This window comes from Paenibacillus sp. PvR098, assembly GCF_017833255.1.
In the GTDB taxonomy this organism is placed as follows: Bacteria; Bacillota; Bacilli; order Paenibacillales; family NBRC-103111; genus Paenibacillus_G.
On the sequence record NZ_JAFIBU010000001.1, the window covers coordinates 3,359,946 to 3,378,159 of the forward strand.

Consider the following 18,214-nt stretch of genomic DNA (forward strand, 5'->3'; position numbering starts at 1 on the left):
AGGTGGGTTATATGGCAAATCAACCGTGCCGCTTTTGTAATCATGATTTAACACATACCTTTGTTGATTTGGGAATGTCTCCATTATCGAATTCGTATGTCTCGCCTCAGCAATTAAAAACGGCAGAGATCACGTTTCCTTTACATGCTTATGTTTGTGAGAATTGTTTATTGGTTCAATTAGAGGAATTTCAATCGCCGGAACACATTTTCAATGATTATGCCTATTTTAGCTCTTATTCGGATAGTTGGTTGAAGCATTGCGAACATTATGTAGATATGATTGTGCCTGAATTAGGCCTGACGGATAAGTCGTTCGTCATGGAGATCGCAAGTAATGACGGCTATTTGCTGCAATATTTTAAACAAAAGAATATTCCGGTTCTTGGTATTGAACCTGCAGACAATGTAGCTAAAAATGCACAAGAAAAAGGGATTGATACTTTAGTTTCTTTTTTTAATACCGGCACCGCTCAAAAATTAAAAGGGAAACATATGACGGCTGATTTAATTATCGGCAATAATGTGTTAGCTCATGTACCCAACCTTCGTGACTTTGTGGCGGGTTTAAAAATGGTTCTGAAGCCGCAAGGAGTTATTACGATGGAATTTCCTCATTTGCTAAGGCTTATGGAGGAAAATCAGTTTGACACCATCTATCATGAGCATTTTTCTTACTTTTCGTTGTTAACGGCGCAGAAAGTTTTTAGTTCTCTTGGCCTTGAAATATTTAAGGTTGATGAAATTGCAACGCATGGCGGTTCCCTTCGAATTTATGCAAAACACAGTGAAGATGCTTCGAGGGAAGTTATGGATTCGGTTAACCATATCATCGAAAAAGAAGTTCATGCAGGACTGAATAAAGTAGAAGCTTATTTTAAGTTTTCGGAACAGGTTAAAGCCACCAAACGAGCTTTAGTAGAGTTTTTGATTCAGGTGAAGAAGGACGGCAAAACCATTGTAGGATACGGCGCTCCGGCAAAAGGCAACACATTGCTGAATTACTGTGGAGTTCGAAACGATTTCATTGATTACACCGTTGACCGTAATCCCGCAAAACAGGGCATGTATCTCCCTGGAACCCGTATTCCGATCTTTTCTCCAGATCAGCTAAAGGAAACGAAGCCTGATTTCATCTTGATCTTACCTTGGAATTTAAAAGATGAGATTATGGAACAATTGGCATACGTACGAGAATGGGGATGTAAGTTTATTTTACCTATTCCAAAACTAATGGTGATTTAAATGATCTTTACCGAAACCGAATTAGCAGGGGCCTATATCATCGGTCTTCAGCCGCTGGAAGATGAGAGAGGCTTTTTTGCCCGAACATGGTGTCGAAAGGAATTTGAGAGCAGCGGTTTAAACCCTAATTTAGTTCAGTGCAATTTATCCTACAACAACAAAAAAGGCACCTTGAGAGGCATGCATTTTCAAGCTGCTCCTTATGAAGAGGCCAAACTCGTACGATGTATTAGAGGAGCGATCTGTGACGTCATTATCGATTTACGTCCGGATTCCAAAACCTTTAAAAGGTGGATCAAAGTCGAATTAACGCAGGACAACCACAAGATGCTTTACATTCCTGAGGGCTTTGCCCACGGTTTTCAAACGTTGGTTGATCATACAGAGGTTTTCTATCAGATGAGTGAATACTATCGCCCTGAAAGCGCACAGGGTGTTCGTTGGGACGATCCTGCATTTGGTATTGAATGGCCGATGGATCGGAAGATCATATCTCCAAAAGATCAAATGTATGATCTCTTTGAATATCAGATGAAGGAAACGGATGAATAAAAATGAAGGACATGATTTTCTGGGGTGCTACGGGCCATGCAAAAGTGCTGAACGAATGCATGAAAAGCTATGGGCACCGTTTGGTTGCATTATTCGACAATAATAATAAGCTAACCGCTCCGATCCCGGGTGTTCCCCTATTTTACGGACAAGAAGGTTTTGAAGAATGGAATCATAAAAGGGACCCGGATCAACCCGTTGGTTTTTTGGTTGCCATCGGAGGCAGTAACGGAAGGGCAAGAGTAGGGCTGCAAGATTGCCTTGAATCAAAAGGGCTTGTAGCTTTGACGGCTGTCCACCGTAAAGCGTTTGTAGCTGACGATGCCGTGATTGGGCAGGGCACGCAGATACTGGTAAATAGTACGGTAGGTGTCGAAACCATCATCGGTAAAGGTTCAATTATCAATACGGGTGCGATTGTCGATCATGAATGCCGCATTGGGGATGGTGTTCATATAAGCCCTGGTGCGCATTTAGCCGGTTGTGTTGAAGTGGGCGATTATGCAACTGTTTTTACAGGAGCTGTCATTATTCCAAGAATCAAAATTGGGGAGGGAGCAGTGGTGGGAGCCGGTGCGGTGGTTACCAAGGACGTACCTCCTTACACTGTGGTCGTTGGAAATCCGGCAAGAATCCTGAAGAGACTTCCAGTTAATCAGTAAGACGACGAATACGAATATTCATGTTGGGGGAAAAATGATGAACGAAAAATTTGAAGAAGAAAAAAAGAAGCTTATTGAACAAGCCGGTAAAGATGCCCAAGCAAAGGATCTCAGTCTTCAATGGCTCAACTATACGGCAAAGTATAAATACTCTTATAATTTTAGCTGGCTTGGACGTCCCATTATTCAGTATCCGCAAGATATGATGGCCATGCAGGAAATTATTTGGAGAGTTAAACCGGACTTAATTATTGAAACCGGCGTCGCTCATGGAGGCTCGCTTATTTATTATGCTTCATTGTTAGAGTTGATGGGTGGAGACGGAAGAGTCGTTGGAATCGATATTGATATTCGGGAACACAACCGGATAGAAATTGAAAAACATCCGATGTATAAGCGGATTGATTTAATAGAGGGCTCGTCAACAGACGAAAGCATTATTCAACAGGTGAAAGAAATATGCAAGAATAAACAACGTGTACTGATATCCTTGGATTCAAACCATACACATGAGCATGTGTTGGCTGAAATGCAATTGTACTCCCCTTTTGTAACCAAAGGAAGCTACTTGGTTGTGTTCGATACGGTAGTGGAAGATATGCCGGAGGATTTCTTTCCGGACCGCCCTTGGGGAAAAGGAAATAATCCGAAAACCGCTGTTTGGGAGTTTCTTAAAACCAATAAACGGTTTATCATCGATGAGGAAATGGAGAATAAACTTCTGATTACCGTTGCACCTGATGGATACTTAAAATGTGTGGAGGATTAATCCCATGAACCCATTCGGAAGAATTCCCGTCTCCGGCCCTTGGATCACCAATAAGGAAATTGAATATGTAACGGATGCGGTGACGAATGCCTGGTATGAAAATGCAAATACATATAATCTTAAATTTGAAGAGGCTTTTTCTTCCTACGTCGGTACCAAATATGCGATCTCATTGCCTTCATGTACTTCAGCCATCCATTTATCGCTGCTTTCATTAGGTATCGGACCAGGCGATGAGGTTATTGTCCCTGATATCACTTGGATAGCTTCAGCCGCTCCGATCAGTTACGTTGGGGCTACTCCCGTATTTGCGGACATTGACGACAAATCCTGGTGCTTGTCCGCCCGAAGCTTTGAAAATAATATCACTGAAAAAACAAAAGCAGTCATACCTGTTGATTTATACGGGAATGTGCCGGATATGGATGAAATCCGCAGGATTGCAGATAAATACAATATTGCGGTGATCGAAGATGCCGCGGAAGCGCTGGGCAGTGAATACAAAGGCAAAAAAGCGGGATCTTTAGGCGATGTCGGGGTATTCAGTTTTCATGGCTCGAAGACTTTGACGACAGGTGAAGGCGGCATGTTAGTAACGGATAGAGAGGACATTTATAATAAGTGCCTCTACTTACGGGATCATGGACGTAAGCCCGGCGACAAAATGTTTTGGAATACGGAAGTCGGATACAAATATAAAATGAGCAGCTTGCAGGCGGCGTTAGGTTTGGCCCAGCTTGAACGGGTTGAAGACCTGGTGAAGCGTAAAAGAGAGATCTTTTCATGGTATGCCGAGGAACTGGCTGAGGTTGAGGGGATTCGGCTTAATAGTGAGAACCCCGATGTGAAGAATACCTATTGGATGATCACCATTATCTTAGATGGAGTAAGCGGTATAAAAAAAGAGGCTTTGATTGAGAAATTGGCAGAAGATTATATTGATTGCCGGCCGTTTTTTTATCCTTTAAGTATGTTGCCTGCTTATGAGGATTTAAGTACGGTACAAAAGGCCAAAGATGATAACAACATCGCCTACGCTATTTCACCATACGGAATAAACCTGCCAAGTGCATTAAATTTATCCAGAGCTCAAGTTAAGTATGTTTGTGAAAAACTTAAGGATAAGCTTAAATTTAGTTAAAATCCTAGAATGAGTGGAGTCAGTCCTCCGTTGCCTGATCCGGTCTGAAAAGCCGGATTTTTTCTTTTATAATCGGTACTCACATGGAAAGGCGAATTTTTCAGAAAAATTTTAATTTATTCTTCCATTACGCTAAAAAAAATCGCAATTCAATCCGATAGTATTAGTAATGGTGTGAATATGGCTTTATCGTATTATTTATAACCATACCCCCTAAGACATATGATGAGAAGTACCTTATAGAAAAAATGATAGATGGGTTATTACTGAGTGAAAAGTAAGAATGATTTTTAATAGATAGAAATAGGTAGGTGGACGATTATGGTAGGTTCAATTCGTTTAGGCGGGTTAATCTCAGGGCTTGATACAAACACGATCGTTTCGGATTTAATGAAAGTTAGGAGAGCTCCACTAAATCAACTTTTACAGAGGAAGCAAACTGAGGAGTGGAGACGTGACCAGTTTAGAGAGATGAACTCTCTCTTACTAGACCTAAAGAATAAAACCTTTGACATGAGAATGCAGGGAACCTTTCAAAAGAAGGCTGTAGCATCTGACAGTGAAGCGATCGTTTCTGCTAAACAAAAAGGGACCCCCACTTTGTCTACCTATAATGTGGAGGTAACAGCTCTTTCCGATCCGGCGAAAGCTGCTTCTGTGAAATTTGTCAATACCTTGGCGAATGACACTACCGAGATTGGAGAGGCATTTGATTTTAAGATTGGTACGACTACCATTAATGTTACAGCTACCGATACAATCAGCAGTGTACTATCTAAAGTTAATGCTGTTTCATCTACAACGGGAGTTACCGCTAGCTATCTCAAAGATGACAAATCCATTACTTTTACAACAACTGCTACTGGTGCCAATGCAGCTATTTCGATTGATGTCGTCGCTCCTGCCACTACCTTTGGAGCTAGTAATAAACTTAACTTGTCTGTTGGTACGATTGATAGTACGGGAGAGACGTTTGCTACAGATGCTGGATTTCAACTGTCAAAAGACGCTACAGCGGGAAGCGTTAAGATAAACGGGATTGCTTATTCCGTTACTAGTTCTACATTCAATTTTGACGGCGTTGAGTTCAACATCAAGGCTCTTGGAACTACTAAAGTAAATGTAAAGCCAGATGAGGATGCAGTTTTCAACTCTATTAAAGGCTTTATTGATAAATATAACGAGGTTATTGAAAAGATTAATGCCGAAATAAGGGAAACCAAATACAGGGACTATAAACCTCTATTAGATGAGGAAAAAGAAGCTTTATCTGAAAAACAAATTGAACAATGGGAAGATAAAGCAAAGAGCGGTTTGTTGCGCCAAGATCCCTTGCTTTCTAATGCTTTGGCTGAAATGCGGAGAGTTTTTTCGACTAATGTAACAGCTGCAGGTATGGACCCTAATTTTGATGCACTTAGTGAAATTGGGATTACAACTGGTAATTATATGGAAAGAGGAAAGCTCCATATTAATGAAACGAAGCTACGTGAGGCCATTTCTCAAAATGGAACGAAAGTAATGGACTTGTTTACGAAAGCGAGTACCTCGACAGATCCTACAACGAAATTTAATGAGAGTGGTTTAGCTCAACGCTTGTATGATCAACTTAATATCTCCATGAGTAAGATCACCGATAAAGCAGGTAGCTCTCTTTATTTAGCGGATAACAGTTTGATCGGTAAAGATCTAAGAAGAATTGATACGGACATAAGTAGGTGGGAATCCCGTCTGCAAGATATCGAGGACCGCTACTGGAAAAGCTTTAGCGCAATGGAAACAGCAATGAATAGGGCTCAATCCCAAAGTGGTTGGTTAGCGCAACAATTCTGAAAAAGTTAAAATTAATGGGAGAGATTAATCATGTATACTGTAGCTCAGAAGTATCAAAATAATCAAGTGACAACATCGACTCCTGGGGAACTAACTCTTATGCTATATAATGGTGCGATTAAGTTTATTAAGCAGACGAAATCAGCTATCTTAGAAAAACAATTGGACAAGGCTCACCATTTCAATCTTCGGGTACAGGATATCATCAATGAATTAATTATTACATTAGACCGTTCCTACCCAATCTCGGAACAGTTACTTATCATGTACGACTACATGAAGCGTCGAATGATTGAAGCGAACATCAAAAAAGATGGGACCATCATTGATGAGGTGGAAGGCTTTTTCGTACAGTTTCGTGATACGTGGAAGGAAGTTATGATACTGTCCAAACAACAAGCATAGAAAGGGGGAATGATGAATATTACCTCTCTAGATGCCATATTACAAGACTTGCTTGAGCTTACTCTTTTTTTAGAGAAGAAAGTTCAAGCAGAAAGTGAACCGGAGGAATGGATAGAGCTACTGGATAAGAGACAAGAGGTGATGAATCAGTTATCAGGACTGTTTGCAGAAGGGGTCTCTTTAACAGAAGTTCAAAAACAAACCTATCTTCAACCAACCTATGAAGCGGATAGGAAGATCGTTCCAATCATGGATGCGAAAAAAAAGGCAACAGAAACCCAGCTAGCCATTATTCGAAAAAGTAAAGCTGCCAACCAGCAGTATGGAGGATATGGTAACTCTTATGCTCCGTATGGTGCTTTTTTTGATAAAAAGAAATAATCGAAAAGAAAAGGAAAAATGGTCGGAACCTTCGTCATTTTTCCTTTTCTTTTTTTACATTGCACCTTTATAGCCAATGTGATACATATTGTTTAGCTTTCTTTGGTGCGTTGGACTTTGAGGGGAACGAAATTTTTAATATTCCTGAATATGACTAAAAGAACCACAGTGGATATCCGATATATATGGTAATCGAAAAGCATGGGGGAGTGTCAATGGAAATTTATTCTTTTACAGGAGGAACACCAATTAATCATTCTTCAATTGGGCCGCAAGGCATCAATGGATCATCTAAAAAAGGCAAAGAAGACGTTATATCAGATTTAATTCTTTCCGATACTGCCAATCTTCAATCCGTCCAAACCATTGAAGAAATGAAAAAACTCAAACTGCAAGGCGAAAAAATTACAGTTAGTGATGCTCAGTTAATAAAAGCCATTGAAAAAGCCATCAAGGCTGTTCAGGGACCCGAAACCACATTACAATTTTCTATCCATGAACAAACTAAACAAATTATGGTGAAAGTAATGGAAAAGCAAACGGGAAAATTGATCCGAGAAGTTCCTCCGGAAAAAACGCTTGATTTTGTCGCGAGTATTTGGAAAATGGCGGGTATTTTAATTGACGAAAAAAGATAGTGGTGCGATCAAATTTTGCAAGCAAGCCATTAAATCAATTTAGCAAAACAAATGTAAGGATGCCCAGAATAGTTAACTAAAGCGCAAGATATTATAACCGAATTAATGATTACGCTGGACGAGCATGCATTATTGCAGAGCCGCTAATAAAGCTGTATGAATATTTATTTTTTAATTGATTGAAAACACCAATACCAAGAAGAAAACGGAATTCGCGGAAGAAGTGCGCGAGTATCTTTTACAACTAAAAGAAATCTGGATGGTGTTGCGAAAGTATGACAAAATATTAATACCAAGCTTGGATGAACTATTTGAATAGAGGGCCAATCATAGGAAATTTAATTAACCGACCTCTTGGCTTGTGTTTTACTGCATGGGAAGGTAGACGCTAATAAAGCGTCTTTCGGACTCTTGTTCCTTCACAAGGGTCTTTTTGCTGTTCACACTACCCTGTGGACAATGTGCATAACTCTGTTGATAACTTTTTAGAAAATGTCGAAAAACCGCGACAGAACGGGCTTTTTGACTGTGAATAGGTTTTTAACAGAATGTTAATACAGGAATTTTCAAAATATTTTTATAACAGGCCGAAGCTGCATTGACACGGATAAGTTTGGGGTGATATATTCGAAATGTAGGCTGAAGCTTGCAGTTATTTGATAACGAAGGGAATGTTTTTGCATGCAAGGTAAAGTAAAATGGTTTAACGCAGAAAAAGGCTATGGCTTCATCGAACGTGAAGACGGGGGCGACGTATTCGTACATTTCTCCGCTATTCAAACAGACGGTTTCAAGACATTGGAAGAAGGACAATCCGTTGAGTTTGATATTGTAGAGGGCGCACGCGGTCCTCAAGCGGCTAACGTCATCAAGTTGTAATCATCCGGCCGGATTCGGCCGCGTTTATAGATGGTTATGTTTGAAGATGGCTTGACACCCTGGAAGAAATTCCGGGGTGTTTTTTTGTATGCGCATACTTTGTCGAAACATTAGTAGTTTTGTGTCAATTTTTCGTAAAAAATAGGACTAGAAGGATGAAGGATTTTTAAAGCAGAAAGAGAATATATATAGTGTAGGTATGAAAGGAGGAGTACTACATGAAATTCAACATTCGCGGAGAAAATATCGAAGTGACAGAAGCGTTGAGAGACCATGTTGAGAAAAAGCTGAGTAAGCTGGAAAGGTACTTTGAAGCTCCCCCTACATCTGAAGTTAACGTAACGCTAAGTGTTGTGAAAGGCATGCAGACCATTGAAGTGACGATCCCCCTTACAGGTTTGATGCTGAGAGCGGAAGAGAAGCATGCAGATATGTATGCATCTGTAGATCTTGTGGTAGACAAGCTGGAGCGGCAAATTCGGAAGGCCAAAACGAAGGCGAACCGTAAAATCCGCCAAGAAGGCGGGATTAAGGATTTATTCCGGGTCGAATCAGAACCAAGCGCTTCCTATTCCCTTGAAGATGAGGATGAATACGAATTGGTGCGGACGAAGCGGTTTATGCTGAAGCCGATGGATGTGGAAGAAGCCATTCTGCAAATGAACATGGTAGGTCATAATTTCTTTGTATTTGCTAACTCCGATACGGAACAGGTCAACGTGGTGTATAAGCGTGACGACGGGAGATACGGCTTGATTGAGCCCGCCCGGTAATCCCTTAGCTTGAAAGAAGATCCGAGCTTGCCTGAATCGCTGGTGGTGCGTCGTAAGATGCCCGCGGCGCCCGGGCAGGCTCTTTTTAGTAATATAGGGAAATACAGTGGTCTGTTGCGGCGAGAAGAGCAAACTGCTACAATTTAGGCTATAGGATATTGTTCGAAGAAAAGAAAGGGGATTAGCAGAATGCTAGGACTCGTGAAAAAAATATTTGGAGATCCAAATGACCGCGAACTGAAGCGGATGTGGAAGGCGGTTGAGTATATCAACTCGCTGGAGCCGTCTATCGAAGCTTTATCGGATCAGGAGCTCCATAATAAAACATATGAATTCCGCGAACGTTTGGAGAAAGGCGAGGATCTGGACGATCTGCTGCCGGAAGCTTTTGCGGTGGTAAGGGAAGCGTCCAAGCGTGTACTGGGCAAGCGTCATTATGACGTACAGCTCATTGGCGGTATGGTGCTGCACGAAGGCCGGATCGCGGAGATGCGGACAGGAGAAGGTAAAACGCTGGTGGGTACGCTTCCGGTGTATTTGAATGCGCTCCTGGGTAAAGGCGTTCATGTGGTAACGGTCAATGATTATTTGGCGCAGCGCGACAGCGCAGAGATGGGTAAAATTTATCAGTTTCTGGGTATGACCGTCGGGGTCAATCTGAATAGTCTAGAGCATGTTCAGAAGCAGGCCGCTTACGCTTGCGATGTTACGTACGGAACGAACAACGAATTCGGTTTCGACTATTTGCGTGATAACATGGTCGTATATAAAGAACAGATGGTGCAGCGGCCGCTTTATTATGCGGTCATCGACGAGGTTGATTCGATTCTGGTCGATGAAGCCCGTACGCCGCTCATTATTTCCGGACAAGCTGCCAAATCCACCGAAATGTATATGACGGCGGACAACTTTGTAAGCCGGTTAAAGGAAGAAGAAGAGGATTATGTTATCGATGTAAAGCTGCGTTCTGTCACGTTGACAGAGGCAGGGGTGGAGAAAGCGGAAAAAGCGTTCGGCATTGAGAACTTGTTCGATCATGAACATGTCACGCTTAACCATCATATTCAGCAGGCATTAAAGGCGCATGTCATTATGCGCCGCGATGTGGACTACGTGGTGAATGAAGACGAGATCGTTATCGTGGACGAATTTACCGGACGCTTGATGACGGGCCGCCGATACAGCGAAGGGTTACACCAAGCGATCGAGGCGAAAGAGAAGCTTAAAGTGCAGAACGAGTCGATGACGCTCGCTACGATTACTTTGCAGAACTACTTCCGGATGTACCGCAAGCTGTCGGGGATGACCGGTACGGCCAAGACGGAGGAAGAAGAGCTGAAGAAAATTTACGGGCTGGACGTTATTGTCGTTCCGACGAACAGACCCATGATCCGTCAAGATATGCCGGACATTGTGTATAAATCGATTGGCAGCAAGTTCCGTGCCGCTGTCAATGAGATCGTGGAACGTCATCAAAAGAACCAGCCGATACTGGTCGGTACGGTATCCATCGAGAACTCTGAGCGTCTATCCGAAATGCTGAAGAAAAAAGGTGTAAAGCATAAAGTTCTGAACGCGAAATACCATGAGGAAGAAGCTGAAATCGTCTCCCGTGCGGGTCAGCCAGGTGCAGTGACTATTGCCACTAACATGGCGGGCCGCGGTACCGATATTACGCTGGGTGACGGTGTAGCCGAAACCGGCGGTTTGCATATTATAGGTACAGAAAGACATGAAAGCCGGCGGATCGATAACCAGCTTCGCGGACGTGCCGGACGTCAGGGCGATCCGGGATCGTCTCAATTTTACTTGTCGCTGGAAGACGAGTTGATGCGCCGATTCGGGGCGGAGAATATCATGGGAATGATGGAACGCCTTGGCTTCGAGGAAGATCAGCCGATTGAGAGCAAGCTGATCTCGAAGGCCATTGAATCCGCGCAGAAGCGTGTGGAAGGCAACAACTTCGATGTGCGGAAGATCGTTCTTCAGTATGACGACGTGATGAACCAGCAGCGGGAGATCATCTACAAGCAACGCCGTGAGGTCATCGAATCCGAGAACATCCGGGATATCGTGCTCGGAATGATGATGCCGGTTATCGACCGCATTGTCGAAGCGCACTGCCCCGACGATCAGGTGCCGGAGGAGTGGGATCTGCAGGCCATTGTCGATTACACCAACGGAACGTTCCTGCATGAAGGTCAGCTGACGACAGAAGAGCTATGGGGTAAAGAAAAAGAAGAGATTATCGAGTACATGAAGGATCTCTTGAGACGATTATATGAAGAACGTGAACAGCAGATTGGCGAAGAATTCATTCGCGAATTCGAGAAGGTCGTGGTGCTGCGTGCGGTCGACAGCAAGTGGATGGACCACATTGATGCGATGGACCAGCTTCGTCAAGGGATTCACCTCCGTGCCTACGGTGGAACGGACCCTCTGCGCGAATACCAGTTCGAGGGCTATGAGATGTTCCAGGAAATGATCCAGAGCATCCAGGAGGAAGTGTCCACATACATCATGAAGGCCCATGTGGAGACCAATCTTGTGCGCGAAGCGGTAGTGGATGAGCATGAGATGGCTACCAATGGCGGTGAAGGAGAACCTGCACCGAAGAAGCCGGTAGTCAACGAGGATAAGATCGGACGCAATGATCTGTGCCCATGCGGCAGCGGCAAAAAATATAAGCAATGCCATGGTGTGTAAGAAGCGAGAGAAGCTGGACATCGGAAAGGGAGGTCGGGGGAAATACTCCGGTCTCTTTTTCTGCTAAAACTACGGACAGAGGTGTTTGTGCATGTTAGAAGCAGATGTAAAACGGGATTTACAAGAAACGGCCAAGCGATTGGCTGAGCTCAGGGGGTCTCTTTGACTTAGATCTCAAACTTGAGCAAGTAGCGGACTATGAGGAAAAAATGTCAGTACCCGACTTCTGGGATGACAATGAGCGTGCGCAGAAGCTGATAGCGGAAGCGAATGGGGTCAAAAGCGTGGTGGATCGGTTTCAGGCCATGGCTTCCGAGTACGAGGATCTCGAAGTGCTGGTGGAGCTGATGCAGGAGGAGAAAGATGAGAGCATGGCCGGCGATATTACGACCGGTATTGCCGCTCTCGTTAAGAAGCTGGAGGACTTTGAGCTGCAGCTTCTTCTAAGCCAGCCGTATGACTGTCTGAATGCCATTCTGGAGCTGCATCCGGGCGCCGGTGGCACGGAATCGCAGGACTGGGCCGAGATGCTGCTTCGCATGTACCGCCGTTGGGCGGAGAAGAGAGACTTCAAAGTCGAGGTGCTCGACTATTTGCCGGGGGATGAGGCCGGAGTGAAGAGCGTAACGCTGCTGATTAAGGGGTATAACGCATACGGCTATTTGAAAGCGGAGAAGGGTGTGCACCGGCTGGTACGTATCTCACCTTTCGATGCATCCGGACGCAGACACACGTCGTTTGTTTCGTGCGACATTATGCCCGAAATTGACGATGACGTGGAAGTCGAGATCCGTACCGAGGATCTCAAGGTTGACACGTACCGTGCCAGCGGTGCGGGCGGACAGCACATTAATACGACCGACTCGGCCGTGCGGATCACGCACCTCCCAACCGGTGTCGTGGTCAGCTGCCAAACGGAGCGCTCACAGATCAAGAACCGGGAGCGCGCGATGAAGATGCTTCGTTCGAAGCTGTACGAGAAGAAAATTGAAGAGCAGCGAAAGCAGCTTGCGGAAATCCGCGGCGAGGTGTCTGATATTGCTTGGGGGAGCCAGATCCGTTCATACGTGTTCCATCCGTACAGCATGGTGAAGGACCACCGGACGCAGACGGAAACCGGGAACGTGGGCGCTGTAATGGACGGCGATTTGGATATGTTTATTGACGCTTACCTGCGCCAGCAAATCACCAAGCCGGAAAAAGAAAGCTAAACAACATAAAATGGAGATTCCAAGCTCATCCTACACTTGAAGTGCGGTATTCTTCCTGGTTTCCCCAAGTTCTATTCGGAGCTGAGGGTTACTTGGAGAAACGGCGGGCGGAGTGTAGGATTTTTTGCATGGGGCAGGGGGTGCGACGGGTGCAGGAAGTTAGAACAAGCAACAGTGAGGCTGCCATGACAAGAAAGAGTAAGCACGGTTCCAGGCGCCGCAAACGTGGGGTTCGCAGAGGTGCGGGAGGCACGTGGAATCACCGTCTGATGGAGTATGTGCTGCTGCTGCTCGGGTCGGTGATTATTGCGGTCAGCTTTAATGTATTTTTGAGCCCGAATCAGGTAGCCTCAGGCGGGGTTTCGGGCATCAGCATCATTGTGAACAGCATCATGGGCGTTGAGCCTGCACTGACTCAATGGGCGCTGAATATTCCTCTTTTGTTGGCCGGCACACTGCTGCTGGGGAAGCAATTCGGTGTGAAAACGGCCGTCGGTGCCGTGCTGCTCCCATTACTCGTTTTACTTACGCGTGATTTGCCGTCGCTGACAGACAATATTCTACTCGCCAGTATTTATGGCGGTATACTCATTGGCATTGGACTTGGGCTGGTCTTTCGAGGCAGGGGATCTACCGGCGGTTTGGACTTGGCTGCACAAATTTTGCATAAATATACGGGCATCAGTCTAGGGCTGTGCATTGCGCTGCTGGACGGAATGGTGATTGTAACGGCGGGGCTGCTTATTTCTCCGGAGAAGGCGATGTATGCGCTTATCGGGTTATTCGTAACGAGTAGAACGATCAATGTGGTACAGGTGGGCTTAAGCTACTCCAAAGTGGCGTTTATTATCTCGGAGTCGGAGCAAGCATTGAAGGAGGCGATCCTCTATGAACTCGACCGTGGGCTTACGAAGCTGCAGGCCACTGGAGGTTACACAGGCGAGGAGCGGACGGTGCTTATGGTCGTCGTAGGTCAGACGGAAGTCAGCCGGCTCAAAGAGCTGGTACGCAGGATCGATCCTGGCGCTTTCGTCATTCTGAGCGATACGAATGAGGTGCTCGGTGAAGGTTTTAAGTTAAACGGAACAGGAGGAACGAGCCCATAAAAAGGCTGTTCCTCCTGTTTTAGATTTATGCTAAACGCTCTGGATGCGAGTACACGTTAAACGTGCTTCCTCTAATAAATCCTATAACGGTAATGCCCAAGTCGTCAGCAAGCTCCAGCGCCAGATCTGTCGGTGCAGATTTGGAAAGCAGGATGCCGATGCCCATTTTGGCTGTCTTGAGCAGGACCTCCGAGCTCACTCGGCCGCTGAAGGCGATGGCTGCATCCTTCATGGATACACGTTCCCGCAGGCAGTGCCCGTACACCTTGTCAAGGGCGTTATGGCGGCCAATGTCGGTTCGGGTAACGAGCAGCTTCTCTCTGGAGCAGAGGGCCGCATTGTGAACGCCCCCGGTCTGGCGGAAGACATCGGAACCGTCTTGAAGCTGGCGAATCAGCGCAAGGCATTCGTCCGGTGTGATGTGTGAACGGCTCATCACCGTTTTGGCCGTCCGCACATCACTTCGCAGATAGAACTGCCGGCTTTTGCCGCAGCACGACCCGATAACGCGTTTGGAATGGTCCATAAGCTTCCCTCGTTCTGGGTAAAGCAGCGTGACATCGGCGAAGCCCCGGCTGGCATTAAGCTGCAAGCCGGTAACCTCATTCGCTTCATGGATGACTCCTTCGGAAGCCAAAAATCCGAAAACCATATCCTCCATATCGGAGGGGGTACATACGATCGTAGCAAATTCTTCTCCATCGAGCCGAATCGTTAACGGCGATTCCTTGGCAATAGGGTCTGCCTGTTCAGAAAGCCGTTCTCCATCATAACGCCATACGGTTCGGGTCGAAACCGAGAGATCCATAGGAATCACTCACTTTCCATCTCCAATTCGTCGATTCTGCGTTCCACATATTTGGTATCTTTGAACGCATGATACGTTTCTGCCTTTTCCACAATGACGGTGGTATTGTATTCAGGAATCCCCGCATGCGGTTCGTATACTCCTTTTGGAATGATGACATTCCCTTCCGGCCAATGAACCTGAATATTGCCGGATCGAACCTCAGCCCATTTAGCCCGGCCGTGGAAGACGCCGTATTTATTATAGACAACAATCGCATCGCCCTCTCTAAGCTGCTGTGCCATGCCATCTTCCTCATTTATCAGCACGTCGTAACGGTCAGCACCGTTAAACGGATCGGTCTCACTATAAACCATGGAGTTGAATTGCTTACCTCTTCTAGTCGTTACAAAATAATGGCCTTCCGGCTTGCGCAGCTCAGGAAGCTCAGTAGGGATCAGATTTCCCCGTCCGTCCGTCGTAGGGCAAATTCCATCCTCACAAAGCCAAGCACCGCCCCACTGGAACACATCGCCGCGGTTTTTCAGGTGCTGAATGCCGTCGTAATTTGGCGCAGCCTTTGCAATCTCAGCCCGGACTGCCGCAGCATCTTTAAACTGGATCAAATGCGCCTGCTCAGGCTTCACCCGTGAAGCCAGGTCCACGTAGATCTCCCATTCCGAACGAGCTTCAGGCATGCGAGGCCCGTCGATTTCAGGCGAGAAGAACACCATGCGCTCCGTCGACGTGGAGGTTCCGCCTCCCGGCTGTTCATAACGAGTCATAGCAGGCAGGACGATAACCGTTTCCTTGGCGTCCACCAGCGTAGACGTGTTCAGCATGATGTCTTGGTGTACCCGCAGCTCTACGTTTTGTAAGCAGCGCTCTACGAATTCTGGTTCCGGCATGGTTTCGAGGAAGTTGCCGCCGGAAGTGTAGAACGTCTTCAGCTTCCGTTCGTGATCCTCCGGGAGCAGCGCGTTCTCGAGCGTTACTCCTACGATGTCCCCCTGCCAATCAGGCAGCTTAAAGCCCCACAGCTCTTCGATTCTTGGGACGTCGGCTCCTTTAAACTCGCCACCTGGCAAGCTGAACGGGTCTGCGCCCATTTCGCCGGAACCCTGCACGCCGCTGTGACCGCGGATCGGCATGAGTCCGCAGTGTTCGCGGCCGAGGAAGCCCCGCAGCAGCGCCAGATTGGCGACTTGAGAGATGTTATCCGTACCGAAGCGGTGCTGCGTCAGCCCCATGCTCCAGACGAAAACAGCCGACTTTGCTTCAGCGAGCAGCACGGCGAATTCGCGAATTCTTTCACGTGATAGCCCGGACGATTGTTCAAGCAGTGCCCAATCCTGATTCATGACATGTGCACGCAGCTCTTCATAGCCGTTCGCATGCTCCCGCACGAAATCCAGGTTCACGGCGGATCCAGGAGAGGTTTCCTCCATATCGAACCAATGCTTCATTACACCGTTCATGAAGGCGATGTCCCCGCCGATGTTCACCTGATAGAAATCGTCCGTAATCTTGGTGCCGAACAGAGCGGATTCTCCAACAGACGGAATCCAATATTGATCCATGGAAGGCTCATGGTAAGGATTAATGGCAATGATCTTGGTCCCTTTCCGTTTAGCCGCATACATATACTTGGTGGATACGGGCTGGTTGTTCGCGGCTACGCTGCCCCAGAACACGAGCACATCCGTACCGATCCAGTCTTTGTAGTTACAGCTCGAGGCTCCGATACCGACCGAACGCTTCAGAGCGGTTTTAGACGGCGAGTGACAGATACGGGAGGCGTTGTCGATATGATTTGTCCCTAATAAACGGGCAGCTTTCGCTGCGACATAATATGATTCATTTGTAATGCCGCGAGCTGTCAGGTAAAAGGCCAATTGTTTTGGATCTACACTTCGGATTTTCCCGGCAATCGTATCGAGGGCCTCATCCCATGACAAACGGCTAAACCGGCTCTCTCCAGCGCGGCGGATCAAAGGATAAGGAATCCGGCCCAATTTGCGCAGCTCCGTGCTGTCGAGCTTACGAAGCTCTTCGATGTCCGAATGCAGAACGTCGTGCGCAATAGCGGGCATGGTGTTCAGCCGAAGCACATTCAGCCGAGTCGTACATAAGTGGGGGCCTTCCAGTGTCTGATCCCGCAGACCGGAAACGCCCAGGGCACAGCCGTCGCAAACCCCTTGAGTCAGAATGCGGTAAGCGTAAGGAAGCTGGTCGCGATTGTCCCATACGACCTTTAATGTGTCACGAATATGCCGCGGCTTGATCCGATTGAGACCGAACGGCATTTTGCTGGCCCAAAGCTTGGGGTCTGGCATACTAGGCAGGCTGATGCGTCCTGAATGTTTCGTTTTACCCATGAATAATTACCACCTTTGATTGGAATTTCGTATGATTTGTTATGATCTATGGAATAAAAAAAGCCGCAAAGATCCCGCTCCCTTGAAGTCCGTTAGTCGGAATGAAGGAGTGGATCTATTGCGGCGGTTAGTCTTGAGCAGGTTCGCTGCCAAGTGCCAACGGCACATATTATGTTGGTTTGTATGCATTCGGCTCTATGACGAACTGAATTTCTTCTGAATGTCCTGATCGAATACAAAAATGCTCATGCCCAAATCTTTATCCAAATCGATGTCGACAAACAAATCAACGAATTGTGCCCCTAGAAGTTCTTCGATTTCGGTAGGGCGGTGCGCTCGGTACATTTCTTTAATCATTTCGGTCCGAGCCGTACGTAGCGCATGCTTGCCATCGGTTGCGGTGGCGATAAATTTCTCTACGGGAGACAGATGCCCCTCCATCTCGCAGATCGCCCAATTTTTGCAGAAGGTGGTGCGGATCTCGCGAGGCCCCTTACCGATATGGCGTTTGCGGAACGCCTTAACCAAATTGCTAAATTCGGCTTCTGTTTTATTCATTCGTGTACAGCTCCGTCTATGGCAACGTTTTCTGCTTACCCATTTTATCACGGCAGTAAGGCTGTTTCAAGAAAAAAAAGGTTTTGTGCGTTAGGCGGAGACGTTTTGCTTGATAGAGTCGCCCGGGTGCGGTACGATGAGGAGAGGAACGGAAGGACAGCTGCCCGGAATACTTGGTTTTTCGACGGGGA

17 protein-coding genes are annotated in these 18,214 nt (G+C 46.3%); 14 read left to right on the forward strand and 3 right to left on the reverse strand.

Features of this window, described 5'->3' with window-relative positions:
* Positions 1-11: 11 nt before the first annotated feature.
* The 14 genes from JOE45_RS16695 to JOE45_RS16760 all read left to right on the forward strand — a co-directional run bounded on the left by JOE45_RS16695 (position 12) and on the right by JOE45_RS16760 (position 14,300).
* Positions 12-1,244, forward strand: a complete 1,233-nt coding sequence (locus tag JOE45_RS16695) for a class I SAM-dependent methyltransferase (RefSeq protein WP_210023227.1) — start codon at positions 12-14, stop codon at positions 1,242-1,244.
* Entirely contained in the window at positions 1,245-1,796 is a 552-nt protein-coding gene (gene rfbC / locus JOE45_RS16700) for a dTDP-4-dehydrorhamnose 3,5-epimerase (protein ID WP_210023226.1), read from the forward strand.
* Between the two features lie 11 nt (positions 1,797-1,807).
* The gene (locus JOE45_RS16705; RefSeq protein ID WP_461479692.1) at positions 1,808-2,458 is read left to right on the forward strand and encodes a NeuD/PglB/VioB family sugar acetyltransferase; all 651 of its coding nucleotides are present in this window, start codon (positions 1,808-1,810) and stop codon (positions 2,456-2,458) included.
* Between the two features lie 37 nt (positions 2,459-2,495).
* Positions 2,496-3,227, forward strand: coding sequence for a cephalosporin hydroxylase family protein (locus JOE45_RS16710; protein ID WP_245247049.1), 732 nt, complete (start codon positions 2,496-2,498; stop codon positions 3,225-3,227).
* Between the two features lie 4 nt (positions 3,228-3,231).
* A complete protein-coding gene (locus tag JOE45_RS16715) occupies positions 3,232-4,368 on the forward strand; it encodes a DegT/DnrJ/EryC1/StrS family aminotransferase (protein ID WP_210023223.1) in 1,137 nt (378 codons plus the stop codon).
* Positions 4,369-4,689: 321 nt separating this feature from the next.
* Positions 4,690-6,201, forward strand: coding sequence for a flagellar filament capping protein FliD (gene fliD, locus JOE45_RS16720; protein WP_210023222.1), 1,512 nt, complete (start codon positions 4,690-4,692; stop codon positions 6,199-6,201).
* 27 nt (positions 6,202-6,228) lie between these two features.
* Positions 6,229-6,606, forward strand: a complete 378-nt coding sequence (gene fliS, locus JOE45_RS16725; RefSeq protein WP_210023608.1) for a flagellar export chaperone FliS — start codon at positions 6,229-6,231, stop codon at positions 6,604-6,606.
* A 9-nt stretch (positions 6,607-6,615) separates the two neighbouring features.
* The gene (gene fliT, locus JOE45_RS16730; RefSeq protein WP_210023221.1) at positions 6,616-6,987 is read left to right on the forward strand and encodes a flagellar protein FliT; all 372 of its coding nucleotides are present in this window, start codon (positions 6,616-6,618) and stop codon (positions 6,985-6,987) included.
* Positions 6,988-7,202: 215 nt separating this feature from the next.
* Positions 7,203-7,625: a flagellar protein FlaG gene (locus tag JOE45_RS16735; protein WP_210023220.1), complete on the forward strand. Its 423-nt coding sequence runs from the start codon at positions 7,203-7,205 to the stop codon at positions 7,623-7,625.
* A 681-nt stretch (positions 7,626-8,306) separates the two neighbouring features.
* Positions 8,307-8,504 carry a cold shock domain-containing protein gene (locus JOE45_RS16740; protein WP_036682971.1) on the forward strand — a complete coding sequence of 66 codons (198 nt, stop codon included), beginning with the start codon at positions 8,307-8,309 and terminating at the stop codon, positions 8,502-8,504.
* 218 nt (positions 8,505-8,722) lie between these two features.
* Positions 8,723-9,277: a ribosome hibernation-promoting factor, HPF/YfiA family gene (hpf, locus tag JOE45_RS16745; RefSeq protein WP_210023219.1), complete on the forward strand. Its 555-nt coding sequence runs from the start codon at positions 8,723-8,725 to the stop codon at positions 9,275-9,277.
* A gap of 189 nt (positions 9,278-9,466) precedes the next feature.
* Positions 9,467-11,983 carry a preprotein translocase subunit SecA gene (gene secA, locus JOE45_RS16750; RefSeq protein WP_210023218.1) on the forward strand — a complete coding sequence of 839 codons (2,517 nt, stop codon included), beginning with the start codon at positions 9,467-9,469 and terminating at the stop codon, positions 11,981-11,983.
* Between the two features lie 91 nt (positions 11,984-12,074).
* A protein-coding gene (gene prfB / locus JOE45_RS16755) for a peptide chain release factor 2 (RefSeq protein ID WP_210023217.1) occupies positions 12,075-13,194 on the forward strand; the annotation gives its coding sequence in 2 pieces (ribosomal slippage) (positions 12,075-12,146 and positions 12,148-13,194; 1,119 coding nt in all).
* 185 nt (positions 13,195-13,379) lie between these two features.
* A complete protein-coding gene (locus tag JOE45_RS16760; RefSeq protein ID WP_210023607.1) occupies positions 13,380-14,300 on the forward strand; it encodes a YitT family protein in 921 nt (306 codons plus the stop codon).
* A 25-nt stretch (positions 14,301-14,325) separates the two neighbouring features.
* Here JOE45_RS16760 and fdhD read toward each other — a convergent pair whose 3' ends face one another.
* The 3 genes from fdhD to JOE45_RS16775 form a co-directional block, all read right to left on the reverse strand.
* Complete coding sequence (gene fdhD, locus JOE45_RS16765) at positions 14,326-15,108, reverse strand: formate dehydrogenase accessory sulfurtransferase FdhD (protein ID WP_210023606.1); 783 nt, start codon at positions 15,106-15,108, stop codon at positions 14,326-14,328.
* A gap of 5 nt (positions 15,109-15,113) precedes the next feature.
* Positions 15,114-17,465, reverse strand: coding sequence for an FdhF/YdeP family oxidoreductase (locus JOE45_RS16770; RefSeq protein ID WP_210023216.1), 2,352 nt, complete (start codon positions 17,463-17,465; stop codon positions 15,114-15,116).
* Between the two features lie 195 nt (positions 17,466-17,660).
* On the reverse strand, positions 17,661-18,023 hold the full coding sequence (locus JOE45_RS16775) for a Na-translocating system protein MpsC family protein (RefSeq protein ID WP_210023215.1): 363 nt from the start codon (positions 18,021-18,023) through the stop codon (positions 17,661-17,663).
* Positions 18,024-18,214 lie beyond the last annotated feature (191 nt).

Coding starts and splice junctions, on each gene's coding strand:
- JOE45_RS16695 (WP_210023227.1), top strand. CDS start 12: ATGGCAAATCAACCGTGCCGCTTTTGTAATCATGATTTAACACATACC.
- rfbC (WP_210023226.1), top strand. CDS start 1,245: ATGATCTTTACCGAAACCGAATTAGCAGGGGCCTATATCATCGGTCTT.
- JOE45_RS16705 (WP_461479692.1), top strand. CDS start 1,808: ATGATTTTCTGGGGTGCTACGGGCCATGCAAAAGTGCTGAACGAATGC.
- JOE45_RS16710 (WP_245247049.1), top strand. CDS start 2,496: ATGAACGAAAAATTTGAAGAAGAAAAAAAGAAGCTTATTGAACAAGCC.
- JOE45_RS16715 (WP_210023223.1), top strand. CDS start 3,232: ATGAACCCATTCGGAAGAATTCCCGTCTCCGGCCCTTGGATCACCAAT.
- fliD (WP_210023222.1), top strand. CDS start 4,690: ATGGTAGGTTCAATTCGTTTAGGCGGGTTAATCTCAGGGCTTGATACA.
- fliT (WP_210023221.1), top strand. CDS start 6,616: ATGATGAATATTACCTCTCTAGATGCCATATTACAAGACTTGCTTGAG.
- JOE45_RS16735 (WP_210023220.1), top strand. CDS start 7,203: ATGGAAATTTATTCTTTTACAGGAGGAACACCAATTAATCATTCTTCA.
- JOE45_RS16740 (WP_036682971.1), top strand. CDS start 8,307: ATGCAAGGTAAAGTAAAATGGTTTAACGCAGAAAAAGGCTATGGCTTC.
- hpf (WP_210023219.1), top strand. CDS start 8,723: ATGAAATTCAACATTCGCGGAGAAAATATCGAAGTGACAGAAGCGTTG.
- secA (WP_210023218.1), top strand. CDS start 9,467: ATGCTAGGACTCGTGAAAAAAATATTTGGAGATCCAAATGACCGCGAA.
- JOE45_RS16760 (WP_210023607.1), top strand. CDS start 13,380: ATGACAAGAAAGAGTAAGCACGGTTCCAGGCGCCGCAAACGTGGGGTT.
- fdhD (WP_210023606.1), bottom strand. CDS start 15,108: ATGGATCTCTCGGTTTCGACCCGAACCGTATGGCGTTATGATGGAGAA.
- JOE45_RS16770 (WP_210023216.1), bottom strand. CDS start 17,465: ATGGGTAAAACGAAACATTCAGGACGCATCAGCCTGCCTAGTATGCCA.
- JOE45_RS16775 (WP_210023215.1), bottom strand. CDS start 18,023: ATGAATAAAACAGAAGCCGAATTTAGCAATTTGGTTAAGGCGTTCCGC.